This window comes from Methanoculleus sp. (genome assembly GCF_035363275.1).
In the GTDB taxonomy this organism is placed as follows: Archaea; Halobacteriota; Methanomicrobia; order Methanomicrobiales; family Methanoculleaceae; genus Methanoculleus.
Genome location: NZ_DAOSET010000024.1, coordinates 1 through 14057, shown reverse-complemented (window position 1 = coordinate 14057; position 14057 = coordinate 1). Strand labels below are relative to the sequence as shown.

Below are 14057 nucleotides of genomic sequence, written 5' to 3'. Positions count from 1 at the left end.
CCGTGACGAACTCCGGGATCTGGCCGGCCTATTCCTGGCTGACCCGGCCGCTCCCCGATAAATGCAGGTGATCCCCGGTGCAGCTCATGTCTCGAGGCCGTAAGGGCTCTTTCCGGGTGTAGATTCGATTGGACGGATCCGACATCTGTGCGTCACAGAAAAGGTCTATAGAATGAACGTTGACATGTGTACCTCTCCTGTCTCCGGGAAATTCTTGGAGGAACATGAAATGAACAGAAGAGCTGGAGTACTGGGTGATCGCACCCTCGGGCGCCGGGGGCTGGGTCTTGGCCAAAGGTAGTTTGATTGCAAAGATGGACGATAAAGGCACCATCGCGTGGCGAAAGTCGGCCGGAGAAGTGGATCCGGGTACGATCCCGATCATCGTCCCGGATCCGGCAGGAGGGCTCCTCGTCGCCGGAGAGATTGCAGGGGCGCCCGGGACCGTCACAACGGTCAGGTTCGATGATCAGGGCGCACCGGTCTGGAACACGACGGTCGGGGGCAGTTCCGGAGAGCCGTACCTCCTCTCGGCGGCGCGACAGGATCCAACCAGCGGCTACCATCTCCTTGCCGGGGTCACGGGCTCCAGATCGACGGAGGATCTGGAGGTCTCGCTTGGGGAGGATGGGAGCATCTTCCGGCAGGAAACGGCCAACGCCTCCGCTCCGGTGACCTGGGTCCCTGACGGCGGATACCTCTCGGCGGCCCTTGCTGAGAATGACTACGGTGGTACCCTCCTCCGGGTGGAGAGGTTCGATGAGAACAGTGCTGCGCGGTGGACGTCGACACAGCAGCTGGACGAGTACAGCAGCATCGTGGCCCTCATCCCGACGATCGATGGCGGTTCGGCGGTGCTCGGGATGTACATGAAATACTGATGTGGACCACGGCATCGGTGATCGCCGGGAGGTGAGCGGGGTGGTGCCCCCGTATCCTTCTCCCCGCAACGCCCCCATCAGGTGCTTCCTTAGGGGCCCGGTGGTCTTCTCGCTCATCCTGCTGATCGTCGCCGCCGGCCCCGGGCCTCAAGGATAGTACTCTCCGCTTCTCTCATGGGGAGGTCCAGTTTGAGCAGGCGCACTGGACCTTATCAGAAGGTTCGATCGCATGTAATCGTGCCGTCTGGGTGTCGGAAAAGGTTGCACAGGAGATCGTCTTATGTACCTGTTCACACCATACAAACCTTCATTGAGTATACCTGAGTATACCTCAGTATGACAAGCGTCACCATCAAGATCGATGTAGAGCTCAAGAGTCGGCTCAACACCCTGAAAATCCATCCCCGGGAGTCATACAATGAGGTGATCGAGCGCTTGGTGGATATGGCGGTCGATGAGGAACCCCTCAGCGAAGAAGCGATCCGGGACCTCGAACGATCGCTTGAGGACCTCAGGGCAGGGAGGGTCTATACCTTGGAAGAGGTCATGGCGGAGCTGAGAGGTGAATGACCTATCGCGTGGTCATCACCGCGGCAGCCCGCCATAACCTTAGAAGTATTCCCCGGCCTGTAGCGATTCGGATAGGCGAGGAACTTGCGTCGCTTGCTGGCGAGCCTGATCCGAAAAAACACCTCAAAAAACTGAAGGGTCCGGATAATCCTCCGTTCTACTCGCTCCGTATCGGGGACTATCGGGCGATCCTCTCGATCGTAGATAACCTTCTGGTGATTAATGTTATCGCCGTCGGACACCGGAGCAGAAGTTATCGAAGGTTCTGACCGGAGCATCACCGCAGGAGAGCCCGCCTGTAACCTGACTTATACATCTGGTGCGCACCTGGACGAGGATCAACCGCCCTCAGTCCCGTGGCCACCCTGCCCACCAAAACGGCTGCTCTCCGGTCCCGGAAGCCCTCACACCCCTTCCCGGCGGGTAGATACTCCCGCGTCGGATGTAAATCATAGCAGCGCCCCTGGAGGCCTGGGTATTCGTCGGCCGGACGATGCCTCTCTGGGGCGGAAGAAAGGCCGCCCGGCCACGCCATGCCGTCTTTTTTCTCTCCTCAACATTTCAGCCGGGCATTCTCCCGGGGTTTCACTGTACTTCGGGATTGTCCGGTGCCGGAGACTGTACCGGATCAATACCCCGGGCCGGCTCACTGAAGAATGAGGCTCCCCACCTCCGTAGCCTTTTCATCGCCCTCGCTGCAGGAGATAATCCAACGGTAGGTGCCCGGCCCATCAGGCTCCAGCCAGAACCCGATCTCACGTTTCCGGGTGTCGTTGAGGCCCGGCACGTCAAAGAAGCGGCATTCAGACCTCCGGCCGCCGGGACTATCTACTCGGAACTCCGCCGCCCGCAGGAACGCATCCGCAGTGTCCCGGTAGTCGCACCCCACCACGATACGGTAGCGCTCGCCGGGGGTGTAGGTGCGGGTGTAGGTTTGAGCCGATGCCAGGCAGGTTGCCCCGCCGGTCTCATCGACCTGCAGGATTCCCCCGTCGAGTTCGACCATCCTATAACTCGATATAGAGAAGTCGGCCCGGTCGACCCCGAGGACCGCACCGTCCGGTCCGTATGCCACGACCGTGAAGGAGTGCGGCCCCGGGACCGGGATGACCGCCTGACCGTCCTCAAGATCCCGGATCAATATCCCGTCCAGGTAGCCGTCGACCCGGACGACCACTTCCGGCCGGTCGAGGCGGTAGGAGAGCGGAATGGTCGCAAAGGTGAAATCGCCTCGATGAGCGTCGTCCTGTCCGGTTTTGTCCCCCCAGGGGATGATGACGACGCTCCCGGATACCACCGGCGGCACGATTTTCACCCCCTCCCCCGTGGCCGTCGCAATCGCTTTCGTTCCGGTAGGGCCGTAGGTGGCCGCCTGCACGACGTGGACCCCTCCCGGGAGGGTGACCGACCCGGACGGGAGCACCCCGAGGCTGGTGCCGTCGACGATCACCTCGACCGGCGCGTCGGCCGGGGTTCTGAAGGTGACCGTCCCGTTCTCGACCAAGAGATCGATCTCCGGCGCGTCATCGGCCGCGTCAATCCCCACAATCGTCCCGGCGACGATCGCGGCACACTCCGCGGCAAGGGTGTAGTTGAGCCTCTCAGGCTGGTCGTCGGGGGTATGGATGATCGCATAACTGTCGCGCTCGTAGAGCCGGAGCGCCGGTATCCCCGCGGCACGGAAGGCGTGTTCGTCCCCCCGTGCAGCGTCAAGCAGCCGCTCCGGCGTCTCCTCGATGCACGACGGGAGCAGATCAAGGATCCACCGGTGCTGAGGGAGCGCTGTTGCGAGCAGCCGGTCCCCGGAGGCGACGCAGTCGAGGTTTATCGCCGCGATGATCCGGTTGTGGAGGTCCGGGTTGTCGGCGAGCCACCGTGTGCTCCCCTCAAGCCCGGTCTCCTCGCCGCCGAAGGCGATGAAGTAGACGGTATGGTTCAGGGGGGTGTCGTTGAGGATCCTGGCGGCCTCGAGCATCGTTGCGACGCCCGCGGCGTTGTCGTCGGCACCGGGGGTCTCCGGGATGGCGGTATCATAGTGCGCGGAGATAACGACGATCCTGTCGGTCGATCCCTCCCTGACACCGATGATGTTTGAGGAGAGGGCAAGCGGCGGGTCGAAGTAGCAGTTGCTGTACGAAAACCTCCCGGTGCTGACCGAGAGCCCGCGCTCCTCCATCGCGGTGGCGATATAGGTAGCCGCTGCAGTCCGCTCCTTTGACCCCAGCGCCCGCTCGAACGTGCAGAGGTCATACGTCATCTCCTCGATCCCTACAGGATCGGCCGCGAGGTCGTCGAGGGCGGCCGCCGGCGCGATCCCGGCGAGCACCACCAGGAGCACGGCAGCGACCCTTAGTATTAATGGTTGTCTCATGGTTCTCTCTCGTTATAGGCGGTCCCCCTCACCCTTCCTCCCGTAACGCCTCCGCCAGGCGTCCCCTCAGAATCCCGATGGTCTTCTCGTTCATCGCCCCGACGATGTTCCTGCACTTCACCAGAAACCGGGGAGCGGCCCGGACCAGTTGGTCGCAGAAGAGGTCGGGAATCTCTCGCGAGACGTAATACTGGGCGTCGACCCGCGCTCCCCTTGCCTTTTCCACGAGTGTCGCCTCCTCCGGAGTGAAGTAGTCGGAGAGAAGCCGTTTCATGAGCAGGATGGTGCAGGAATGGTTTTCGCACCGTATTCCAATCCGCGTGAGGACCGCGTAGAGGGAGAAGTGGGAGAAGTACATCGCGTAATACGCGGTCGTTATCCTCCAGTCGTGAGTGGTGATCGTCTGCATCGTCTCAAGGGCCTCTTCGGCCTTCCCCAGGTATGCCGACGCTAGGGTCTCGTTCGGGGCGGTAAGGGAGATCCCGTTCTTGATCCGGCCGCACCATAGAAGCTGGTCCATCATCCCACCGCCTTCTCGACGAAGTGTTCGGTGCCTTTGATCAAGATATGGTTCCGGAGCACTTCCTGGAGAAAGGGGTCTGTGTGGAGACCACGATCAAAGATCTCCAGCGGGTAGACGGTGAGGTGAATTTTGATGCCGTAGGTCTTCCCGACTCTCTCGATCTCCCCCACCCGGCATTCTCCGGCAACGAACAGGTCGAGGTCGGACTCCTCGTCCGCGGTCCCCTCGGCGTGGCTCCCGAAGACAGCACCGCATCCCTCGATAAGGGGGATGACCCGGCTGAGAACTCCGGCGACGAAGGGTTCCTCTTCCCCAAAGCAGATCCTCCGGTAGACCTCGGCAAGGGTGCAGAAGTCCCGCGCGTGATCGCCCCGGCGCAGGGAGAATAACCGCGTCCTGCCTCTGGTAGCAGAACGGAGGATCTGCTTTGCCTCAAGGTATTCCAGGGCCGTCTGGGCCGTTCCGTGGCTGATGGAAAGGTGTCTGGCAACCTCCCGGATGTACATCTCGCGATCGTAGCCCCGGGTGAAGAGGGAGAGGATCCTGAGGTGGTCCTCTCGAATGTCCAATACTTTAGACATATGTCCAGAATATTGGACAGTCCCCGGCATCAGGGTTCCGGTCGGCTGGTGGCTACCGGGATGAAGGGTCCCTCCCCGGCTCAACCCGGGTTCCGGCCTGTTGCGTTCGTTCTGCGCTCGGAATCGATCGGATGGACTCGATGTGTAGACGCGCGGCACAGAAAGGGTTTATAGGAGAGCGTCGACGTCTCCATCGTGAATACCGGGATCGGTATGCCGGGACACACCGGCAGGTGAAGATCGATGAACAAAAGACGATTCATAAACGGTACCGGTCGGGGAGGGCTGATCTGCATCGCCCTGCTGCTCTTCATCCTGGCCGGCAATGGTATTGCACATGCAGCCACGGGTCCGGGTGAAGGCGTGCAGGTCGACCCGACAAGTGGTGAGGCATCGGCAGCCGATCTGGAGAATACCCGGCAGACCGGGCTTGCGGAGCCCGCAGATACGACGACGTATCACGGCGCCGAAAGTGTGTTCAGCATCTTCTACAACCCCGTGCACCTCGCGTGCGCTCTCGGGGCCGTGATCGTGCTCCTGGTGGGCTACTTCCTCATCCGGAGGTCCCGCGGGAAGGACGCACCGTGAGTCTGCTCTTCTTTCCGGCCATCGCCTTCGTCCTCGCATGGCCTTTCGCTCTTATAGCTCTGGTCGGGAAGCTGGGACGGGGAAAACGGCGCCCGGTGGTTTCGCTCGGGATAGGAATCATGGCAGCGGCGTCCGGCACCATCGCCACGATCTACGCAGGCACTCCCGCCAGCAGTGGCCTGATGAAACAATCAATACTCGTCGTTCTCGTGTCAGCTCTCCTGCCGTCCGGTCTGCCTCCTGCACATGGCTGACGTTTTCCGGCTATGGAACCATCCGGAAGCCCCGACGCGTAGACGCGCGACACAGAAATCGTTTATAGAAGAATGTCGAGACCTCTCTCAACCAATGAAGTGACCGGGTATGCGGGTAATTAAAATACTCCTGATATTGGCGTTCCTCCTTCCGGCGGGTTCCGCCGCGGCTCCGGCGCCCTCCACCGGGGGCACCACGAACTGGCTCGATACCTTCGACGAGTGGGTCACGCCCAGGGACATGTCGATGTACAATCCGGTCATTGAAACCCCGCAGAGGGTTCCGATCACTGAGGAGATTGCACGGCAGCACCCCGGTCTGATCCTGCTCGATGAGAACGTGACGTTCCCCGATATTGCATCTGCGACGGCGCCGGGCCTGCCGTCCGGCCCTGCGGTTGGCGTGGTCATGACCGATCCTGCGTATTTCAGCCCGGTCCCGCCGACCGGCGAGGTGAACCTCACGAGCCTTCCACCCCTCCGGAACTACGACCTCGTGACCGCCGATCCGGGAGCGTTCGTCGCCGCCGCGGGTTCGGGGAGCCCGGTGACGCTCAGGCTCCCCGGTGGTGAGTTCGTGCTCGACCTCGAACAGGTGCCGGGTCCCGTCGCCGAAGGTGCCCGGGCCTTCGTCAAGAACGAGTCGGGCACGTTTGAAACCGCCCCACCCCCGATCTGGTTCTTCGAGGGAACGGTCGCCGGGGATCTGGAGAGTTTCGCCTCGTTCACGGTCGGCGGCGATATGATCCTCGGGACGATCCGGACAAGCACGACATCGTTCGTCATCGGCCAGGCCGGGACCGTCGATATCGACGGAGAGCAGAAGGTCGTACACGTCGTCCACGACGAGCGGGACATCATACCGGAGGTCTGGTCCCCGGCACGGGGACTGGGCCGGCTTGCGAACCTCGTAATGGGTCTGATCGACGCCGTGCGGTTGTGATACCGGTCCGGTCCTCCCGGCGCCCGTACATCTCCAGCGTACTGGACGGCCCGGCGGCTCTACAAGCCTGAAAATAGTCGGGCGAAACGGGGCCTCTATTCCCCTGTTTTCGCGTCCTTCTTCCGGTAGCCCTCGAGCAGCACCGTCACCAGGTTCTTCACCGGCACGTCTGTACAATCCGCGATATGGAACTCGCAGAACGGGCAGACCGTCACCACCACGTCGGCCCCGGTCGCCTTCACAGCCTCGTCGCGCTTTGCGCCGAGGGCCTTCGCCTCTTCCGGTATCCCCGACCGGACGCCGCCGCCGGCGCCGCAGCACTGCGAGGGCATCTCGACGAACTCCCGGACGGCGTTGCAGAGCAGCGCCCGCGGCTGGTCGCGGATACCCTGGCCCCGGAGGAGGTGGCAGGGGTCGTGGTAGGTCGCCCGGACGTCGAGCTTCGCCGGGGGCTCGATCCCGTACTCCGTCAGGACCTCCGTGACGTCTTTGATCGTAAACGGCGTCTCGTAATCGTTCTTCAGCGTCGCCCCGCACCCGGCGCAGATCGTCATCACGGTTGTGATCCCCCTCCGGGCGAAGGCCTCGATGTTCTTTCGCTTCAGGTCCTCGACATCCGTCGTCTGCCCCGTCCGGATCAGCGGCGAGCCGCAGCAGACCTGGTCGTGGGGGACGAGCACCCGGATCCCGTTGCGCTTCATGACCTCCATCGCGTCAAGCGCCGTCTGCGGCACCCGGCCGTTGAACATACACCCGACGAAGAACCCGACCTCCCCGCGAACCGGGCCGTCGGGCTCGATCACCTCGGGCACCTGCTCAAGGAACGTCGGTTGTGTCCGCTCGACGCTCCGGCCCGTCTCCCGGACCAGCTGCGCCACCTCCCGGTGGCGGGGGAGGGTCAGCCCGCGGCGGTTCGCGACCTCGCGGAGCTTCTCGATGGCTTTGCCCGGGATATCGATCTCTTTGGGGCAGACCTCCGTGCACCGCTTGCAGGTCGTGCAGTAGAAGAGCCCTTTTGCGATGGCATCCGTGATCCGGTCCCCGGAGTCGCGGGGATCGAGGGCGAGGCGCATCTCCTGCCGGAGGACTGTCGGACCGGCGAAGTCGGTCACCTGGAGCGCCGGGCAGGCCGAGACGCACGAGAGGCACTCGATGCAGTCCCGGAGCGGCTTGATCGCCGCGATCTCCTCCTTTGCCGGGAGCCCCGCGTCGGGCGAGGGACAGATCCGGGCGATCTTTGCGATCACCGGCTCCATATCCACCGTGAGGTCTTTCACGACCGGGAGGTCGAGCGGCTCGACCGTCATCCCGTCGCGGGCCTCGGCCATGCAGGCGAGGGCGGGCGTCCCGTCCACCCTGACGGCGCAGCTCCCGCACTGCCCCGACCCGCAGCAGTAGCGGTAGGTGAGCGTCGGGTCGTGCTCGTCGCGGATCGCGTGGAGGGCGTGGAGGACCCGGGCGCCTTCGTTCACCCGGACCGTATACTCTTCAAGGTGCGGCTCCGCGTCGACGGCCGGGTCGAACCGCGAGACCGCGAGGGTGATCGTCTTCATCCCGCGACCTCCCGCCGCTCGATCCCTTCGCGGGCGAGGGAGACGTAGGTGTGGCAGAACGGCGACATGGCAGGCTCCGTGATAACCGTCGCGTCCCGCCGGACGTGGGCGCCCCGGTTCTCCGGTCGCAGGAGAGCGCACCGGACGATCAGGGACGCCGTGGTGCACATGTTCCGAACCGTGCAGCATTCGAGCAGGTTCGCCGTCGAGGCGGCGCAGAGCCGCTGGTCGGCGAGCCGCCGGATGTGGCCGAGCGCCGTCCGGAGGTCGGGGGCGGTCCGGAAGATCCCGGCCTGGTTCCACATCGTGAGTTTCAGGTCCTTCCGGACAGCGGCGGGGCTCGCAGCCCCCTCGAAGAAGCCGTCGAGCATCCGGAGCACCCCGTCGACCCGGGTCTGGTCGACCCGGCCGCCCCGCGCTGGCGCCTTCCCGGCAGACTCCCCGGCACGTTTCCCGAAGACCTGTGTCTCCGCGAGAGCATTGCCGCCGAGGCGGTTTGCGCCGTGTACCCCGCCGGAGACCTCCCCACAGGCGAAGAGACCGGAAAGCGTCGTCCGGCACTCCGGGGTGATCCGGAGACCGCCCATGATGTGGTGGGCGGTCGGGGCGACCTCCATCGGCTCCCGCCGGATATCCACGCCGAACGCGAGGAACTGCTCGAGCATCACCGGGAGCCGGGTCTCGATTGTCTCCGCGGGGAGGTGGGTTACGTCGAGGTAGACCCCACCGCGGTTCGTTCCCCGGCCCTCCAGCACCTCGGTCGCGATCGCCCGGGCCACCACGTCGCGGGTCGAGAGTTCCATCCGGGCGGGGTCGTAGTGCTCCATGAACCGCTCCCGCCGTGCGTTTAAGAGGATCCCGCCCTCGCCCCGGACCGCCTCCGTCACCAGGCGGCCGCGGGCGTCGTAGGGATAGACCGCCCCGGTGGGGTGGAACTGGACCATCTCCATATCGATCAACTCCGCCCCCGCCCGGTAGCCCATGGCGAATCCGTCCCCTGTCCCGGCGGCGGAGTTCGTGGATATATCGTAGACCTGGGTCCCCCCGCCGGTTGCAAGCACCGTGGCGTCGGCCGAAAAGAGGACGGGGCTCCCGTCCCGGTCGAGAGCGATCGCACCGGCGATTGCCCCGTTCTCGTCCGGTACGAGGTCGACGACCGAGACCTCCTGGTAGAGCTGCGCATCCGTCGCGTCCAGGCGGTCGAGGAGGGTCATGATCAGCTCGTGGCCCGTCCGGTCCCCGGCGTAGCAGGTCCGGGGGAACCGCTGCCCCCCGAACGGCCGCTGCGCCACCTGGCGATCCTCGGTGACGTCGAAGACCGCACCCCACCGGACGAGGTCGTTCATTCGTTCCGGCGCTTCATGGACCAGCGCGTCCACGAGTGCCGGGTCGTTGAGGTACGCCCCGCCCTTCAGCGTGTCCTCATGGTGGACGTCGATCGAGTCCGCCTCACGGAGGACGGCGTTGAAGCCGCCCTCTGCCATCGTCGTGCACCCGCCCTTGCCGGCAATGGTCTTGGAGACCAGGACAACGCCGCCGTACCGGGAGGCCTCGATCGCAGCCCGCACCCCGGCGCCGCCGCTTCCGATAACCAGCACGTGCGCGTCCACACTCTCGTCTACAAGCATCTTATTAGTCGGTGAGTTGTATAATACCATAAAGCAATTGCAGGGGACGCGTGAGCCAGAATGAGGCTTTTAATGAAATTTGGCGGCACCTCCGTTGGAGAGGCGGACTGTATCCGGCGGGTCGCAGACATTGTAGAATCACATCGGCGAGCAGGTGACGAGGTCGCGATTGTCGTGTCGGCATGCTCGAAGGTCACCGACCAGATCATCGCGGTGACCGACGAGGTCGTAACGAGTAAGGAGCAGCCCCTGATCGGGGATCTCCTCCGGACGATGCGGACCCGGCACACCCGGCTCCTCGAGGAGGCGGCCCCCGACTACGTAGACGAGGCGACCGCGGTCATCGACGACCGGTTTGTCCGGCTGCAGAACATCCTCAGCGCGGTGCATACCTTAAAGGAGCTGACGCCCCGGTCCCGCGACTACATCATCTCCTTCGGGGAGCGGCTTTCCGCCCCGATCGTCTCGGCCGCCCTCCGGCAGCGCGGTATCCCCTCGGTCGCCCTCGACGGTGCCGAGGCCGGGATCGTCACGACCGCGAACCACGGGGACGCCCGCGCTCTCCCGGCGAGTGAAGCGAAGATCCGGAGCCGGGTAACCCCGCTCCTTGCGGACTCCGTCCCGGTGATCATGGGGTTCATGGGGGCGACCGAGCAGGGCGTCGTCACTACCCTCGGGCGGAGCGGCTCCGACTACTCGGCTGCCGTCCTCGGCGCCGGGATCGATGCCGACGAGATCTGGATCTGGACCGACGTCGACGGGGTGATGACGTCTGATCCCCGGATCATCAGAGACGCCCGGGTTCTCGACGACATCTCCTATCTTGAGGTGATGGAGCTCTCGTTCTTCGGCGCAAAGGTCCTCCACCCGCGGTCGGTCGAGCCCGCGATGCAGAAGGATATCCCGATCCGGGTCAAGAACTCCTTCCGGCCTGAAGTCCCCGGGACCCTCATCCTCCGGGATAAGCACCAGGAGAAGCGGGTGGTCAAGGCCGTCGCCCTGATCGAGAAGGTGGCCCTGGTCAACGTCAACGGTGCGCAGATGATCGGCCGTCCCGGGGTTGCAAAGACGATCTTCTCCGCGCTCGCGGAGCGGGAGGTGAACGTCATGATGATCTCGCAGGGCTCCTCTGAAGCCAACATCTCCCTCATCATCGACGAGTCCCACCTTGAGGCCGCGATGGCCGCGCTCGATCCGATCGTGCAGCAAGGTGTCGTGCGCGAGGCCACCTACGATCGCGACGTCGCTGCGGTCGCCGTCGTGGGTGCGGGGATGGCCGGGACCCCCGGGACGGGAGGCCGGATCTTCTCCGCGCTCGGCCGGGCCTCTATCAACACCATGATGATCTCGCAGGGCTCAAGCGAAGTGAACGTTTCGTTCGTCGTGAAGGGTGGAGACGGCAAGCGGGCCCTGCAGGTGTTGCACGACGAATTCCGTCTCTCGGAGAACTCAGATGACTGAAGAACATACCTACCGTGAAGCAGGGGTCGATATCGACCTCGAGGCCCGTTCGGTGCGGGCGCTGATCGACTCGCTTACCTACCGGAGGACCGGTGCGTTCGGAATGCTCGGGAAGGTCGGGCACTTCGCCGGGATGATCGACTGCGGCCCCTATGTCCTCGCGCTCGCGGTTGACGGCGTCGGGACGAAGATGCTCGTCGCGGACGAGCTCGGTGACTGGAGCACCGTCGGGATCGACTGCATCGCGATGAACGTCAACGACCTTTACGTGATGAACCTCGAACCGGTGGCGTTCGTCGACTATATCGCGACCGATGCCCTCTTGCCGGAGAAGATGGCCCAGATCGGCCGGGGCTTGAACGAGGGTGCGAGACTCGCGAACATGAACATCGTCGGCGGCGAGACCGCGACCCTGAAAGGGCTCGTGAACGGCCTCGACCTTGCGGGGACGTGCCTTGGGGTCCAGAAGAAAGAGAAGGTCGTCACGGGTGAAGCGATCGTCCCCGGCGACGTCATCGTCGGCGTCCCCTCAAGCGGCATCCACAGCAACGGCTTAACCCTCGCCCGGAAAGTCGTCGAGGACTGCGCCTCCTACGAGACAAGGCTTGCGAACGACAGGACCCTCGGGCAGGAACTCCTGACCCCGACCCGGATCTACGCCGAGGTGCTCCGGGTGACGGAAGCCTGCGCAATCCACGGGATGTGCCACGTCACCGGCGGCGGGCTCCTGAACTTTACGCGGCTCACGGGCTACGGGTTCTCCGTCACCGATCCCCTCGCGGTCCCGGCAATCTTTGCCTGGCTGCAGGAGGCCGGCGGCATAAGCGACGTCGAGATGTACCGCACCTTCAACATGGGCATGGGCTACGCCTTCGTCGCCCCGGAGAAGAGCGTCGCCGCCATCCGGGCGATCATCCCCGACGCCCGGGTGGTCGGCACGGTGACACGGGAGCCCGGCGTCCGGCTGAAGGGCGTCGAGATTAAGTGAGGGATCTCCCCTCGCCCCTCACACCTGTCCGATATTCGCGTCTACGCCCCGCCGCCGTGCTCCTCAAAGTAGTGGAGCGCATCGGGGACGTGCTCCCGGACTTGCTTCAGGAAATGCTCGGTGAGGTCGGGATCGGCCACCATGAGCGAGTGCTGCATCGCCCGCTCCGTCTCCTTGGATAGCCCCCCTTCCCGGTCCATCTCTGCCTTTATATCATGGACGGCGTTCTCGACCTCTGTTTTGCTCTCCCACTTCAGCACCGATATTGTTCGTGCCATTCTGTTCACCTCAGGGTGTCGCGTATGGGAAGAGGTCCTACTTTATCTTGTGGGGGTGAAGGGGGCGGAGCGGGAAGACCCCACCCTTCAGGGTGGGGATGAAAGCGAAGCCGCCCTTCGTCACCCTCTCGGAGAGATTACCGGAAACTACATTTTATTATAAGGCCCAATATTATTCGTATGCTCCAGGCCTACAAGTATCGGATGTACCCTTCTCGGGGGCAAGTACCTCTCCTCATGCAGCACATCCATGCCTGTCGGTTTGTGTACAACCATTCTCTGGAGCAGAAGATCCGAGCATACGAACAGGATGGTCAGAAACTATCCTGTTTTGACCTGAATAACCGCCTTCCCGCACTCAAGGAAGAACACCCGTGGCTCAAAGAGGTCAACTCACAGTCACTCCAGATTGCAAACAAGAATCTTGATAACGCTTTCACCCGGTTCTTCCGGGAGAAGAAAGGATTTCCCCTGTTCAAGTCTAAGAAAAATCCGGTACAATCCTTTCAGGTGCCTCAGCATTACGCTGTGAATTTCGGGCGACATCAGATCAAACTCCCGAAGATCGGCGAGATCAGAACCATCTTCCACAGGATGTTCTCCGGGAAGATGAAATCGGCAACCGTATCGGTCACTTCGACCGGGACATGGTTTGTCTCGATTCTCGTCGACGACGGGAACCCCGCGCCCGCGCCCGCGCCGTTCTCATCCAAAACTACGCTCGGTATCGATGTAGGTCTGACCGACTTCGCTACACTATCGACGGGAGAGAAGGTGGGGAACCCGAGGAACCTGCGTAAGTCTCTCGGGAGGCTGAAGTGCCTCCAGCGCAGACTATCCCGGAAGAAGAAGGGATCGAAGAATCGCCAGAAGGCCATCAGGAAACTTGCCCGGTGTCACGAGAAGGTAGCAAACCAGAGAAACGATTTCCTGCACAACCTCTCTTTCCGAGTTGTGAGCGAGAACCAAGCAATCGCAGTAGAATCGTTGAACGTCTCCGGAATGCAGAAGAATCATAACCTCGCACTGAGCATTGGAGATGCATCGTGGAGCACGTTCTTCACGATGCTGGAATATAAGTGCCGAAAATACGGGAAGACCCTTCTCGCGATCGGGAGGTTTGATCCCTCCTCAAAGATTTGTCATCAGTGTGGGCATCTCAAGCGGGATCTCACACTTTCAGACCGGGAATGGGTCTGTCCCGACTGCGGCACTCACCACGACCGTGACATCAACGCGGCAATCAATATCAAGAAATTTGCCCTGCAAGAACAGAACCTTGTCGGAGTAGCAGGTGCGGAACGCGCCATAGAGCCTGTGGACTTGCCTCAGTAGAGGAAGGATGAAGCAGGAAGCCCCGTCCTTCAGGGCGGGGTAGTTCACAGTAACCCGGTGGGGCAAAAAGAAAAATATCAGGTCTCGCCCTGATCGAGGAGCA

At 62.9% G+C, this 14057-nt stretch carries 15 protein-coding genes; 9 read left to right on the top strand and 6 right to left on the bottom strand.

Translation table 11 applies throughout. The annotated features are described in order from the left end of the window. Positions 1 to 314: 314 nt before the first annotated feature. The 4 genes from PLN84_RS06855 (at position 315) to PLN84_RS06840 (ending at position 1720) form a co-directional block, all read left to right on the top strand. On the top strand, positions 315 to 881 hold the full coding sequence (locus PLN84_RS06855) for a hypothetical protein (protein WP_292383265.1): 567 nt from the start codon (positions 315 to 317) through the stop codon (positions 879 to 881). A gap of 1 nt (position 882) precedes the next feature. Then, entirely contained in the window at positions 883 to 1038 is a 156-nt protein-coding gene (locus PLN84_RS06850; RefSeq protein WP_292558647.1) for a hypothetical protein, read from the top strand. A gap of 179 nt (positions 1039 to 1217) precedes the next feature. Further along, the gene (locus PLN84_RS06845; protein WP_292383264.1) at positions 1218 to 1451 is read left to right on the top strand and encodes a hypothetical protein; all 234 of its coding nucleotides are present in this window, start codon (positions 1218 to 1220) and stop codon (positions 1449 to 1451) included. Then, positions 1448 to 1720, top strand: coding sequence for a type II toxin-antitoxin system RelE/ParE family toxin (locus PLN84_RS06840; RefSeq protein ID WP_292383262.1), 273 nt, complete (start codon positions 1448 to 1450; stop codon positions 1718 to 1720). Before PLN84_RS06845 ends, PLN84_RS06840 begins: the two co-directional genes overlap by 4 nt. A gap of 377 nt (positions 1721 to 2097) precedes the next feature. Here the strand turns inward: PLN84_RS06840 and PLN84_RS06835 are convergent, their stop codons facing one another. From PLN84_RS06835 to PLN84_RS06825, 3 genes are read right to left on the bottom strand one after another with little or no spacing between them, the layout of a single operon-like run. Beyond that, positions 2098 to 3822 carry a M28 family metallopeptidase gene (locus tag PLN84_RS06835; RefSeq protein WP_292558646.1) on the bottom strand — a complete coding sequence of 575 codons (1725 nt, stop codon included), beginning with the start codon at positions 3820 to 3822 and terminating at the stop codon, positions 2098 to 2100. 28 nt (positions 3823 to 3850) lie between these two features. Next, complete coding sequence (locus tag PLN84_RS06830) at positions 3851 to 4342, bottom strand: hypothetical protein (RefSeq protein ID WP_292383259.1); 492 nt, start codon at positions 4340 to 4342, stop codon at positions 3851 to 3853. Continuing rightward, positions 4342 to 4926, bottom strand: coding sequence for a nucleotidyltransferase domain-containing protein (locus tag PLN84_RS06825; RefSeq protein WP_292383258.1), 585 nt, complete (start codon positions 4924 to 4926; stop codon positions 4342 to 4344). Before PLN84_RS06825 ends, PLN84_RS06830 begins: the two co-directional genes overlap by 1 nt. Positions 4927 to 5169: 243 nt before the next feature. Here PLN84_RS06825 and PLN84_RS06820 point away from each other — a divergent pair, with 243 nt between their 5' ends. Beyond that, the gene (locus PLN84_RS06820) at positions 5170 to 5514 is read left to right on the top strand and encodes a hypothetical protein (protein ID WP_292383256.1); all 345 of its coding nucleotides are present in this window, start codon (positions 5170 to 5172) and stop codon (positions 5512 to 5514) included. 363 nt (positions 5515 to 5877) lie between these two features. After that, on the top strand, positions 5878 to 6711 hold the full coding sequence (locus tag PLN84_RS06815; RefSeq protein ID WP_292383254.1) for a hypothetical protein: 834 nt from the start codon (positions 5878 to 5880) through the stop codon (positions 6709 to 6711). A 95-nt stretch (positions 6712 to 6806) separates the two neighbouring features. On the opposite strand, the gene tfrB is transcribed toward PLN84_RS06815, so the two are convergent. Together tfrB and tfrA are read right to left on the bottom strand one after the other, a co-directional pair. Next, positions 6807 to 8264, bottom strand: a complete 1458-nt coding sequence (gene tfrB / locus PLN84_RS06810) for a fumarate reductase (CoM/CoB) subunit TfrB (protein ID WP_292383252.1) — start codon at positions 8262 to 8264, stop codon at positions 6807 to 6809. Continuing rightward, entirely contained in the window at positions 8261 to 9892 is a 1632-nt protein-coding gene (gene tfrA, locus PLN84_RS06805; RefSeq protein WP_292383250.1) for a fumarate reductase (CoM/CoB) subunit TfrA, read from the bottom strand. The genes tfrB and tfrA overlap by 4 nt, the downstream gene beginning before the upstream one ends. A 72-nt stretch (positions 9893 to 9964) precedes the next feature. Here tfrA and PLN84_RS06800 point away from each other — a divergent pair, with 72 nt between their 5' ends. Together PLN84_RS06800 and purM are read left to right on the top strand one after the other, a co-directional pair. Beyond that, the gene (locus tag PLN84_RS06800; protein ID WP_292383248.1) at positions 9965 to 11353 is read left to right on the top strand and encodes an aspartate kinase; all 1389 of its coding nucleotides are present in this window, start codon (positions 9965 to 9967) and stop codon (positions 11351 to 11353) included. Continuing rightward, the gene (gene purM, locus PLN84_RS06795) at positions 11346 to 12341 is read left to right on the top strand and encodes a phosphoribosylformylglycinamidine cyclo-ligase (protein ID WP_292383246.1); all 996 of its coding nucleotides are present in this window, start codon (positions 11346 to 11348) and stop codon (positions 12339 to 12341) included. The genes PLN84_RS06800 and purM overlap by 8 nt, the downstream gene beginning before the upstream one ends. Before the next feature lie 41 nt (positions 12342 to 12382). Here the strand turns inward: purM and PLN84_RS06790 are convergent, their stop codons facing one another. Beyond that, entirely contained in the window at positions 12383 to 12619 is a 237-nt protein-coding gene (locus PLN84_RS06790) for a hypothetical protein (protein WP_292383244.1), read from the bottom strand. 180 nt (positions 12620 to 12799) lie between these two features. On the opposite strand from PLN84_RS06790, the gene tnpB reads away from it, so the two are divergent. Beyond that, the gene (tnpB, locus tag PLN84_RS06785; protein WP_292383242.1) at positions 12800 to 13954 is read left to right on the top strand and encodes an IS200/IS605 family element RNA-guided endonuclease TnpB; all 1155 of its coding nucleotides are present in this window, start codon (positions 12800 to 12802) and stop codon (positions 13952 to 13954) included. Positions 13955 to 14057 lie beyond the last annotated feature (103 nt).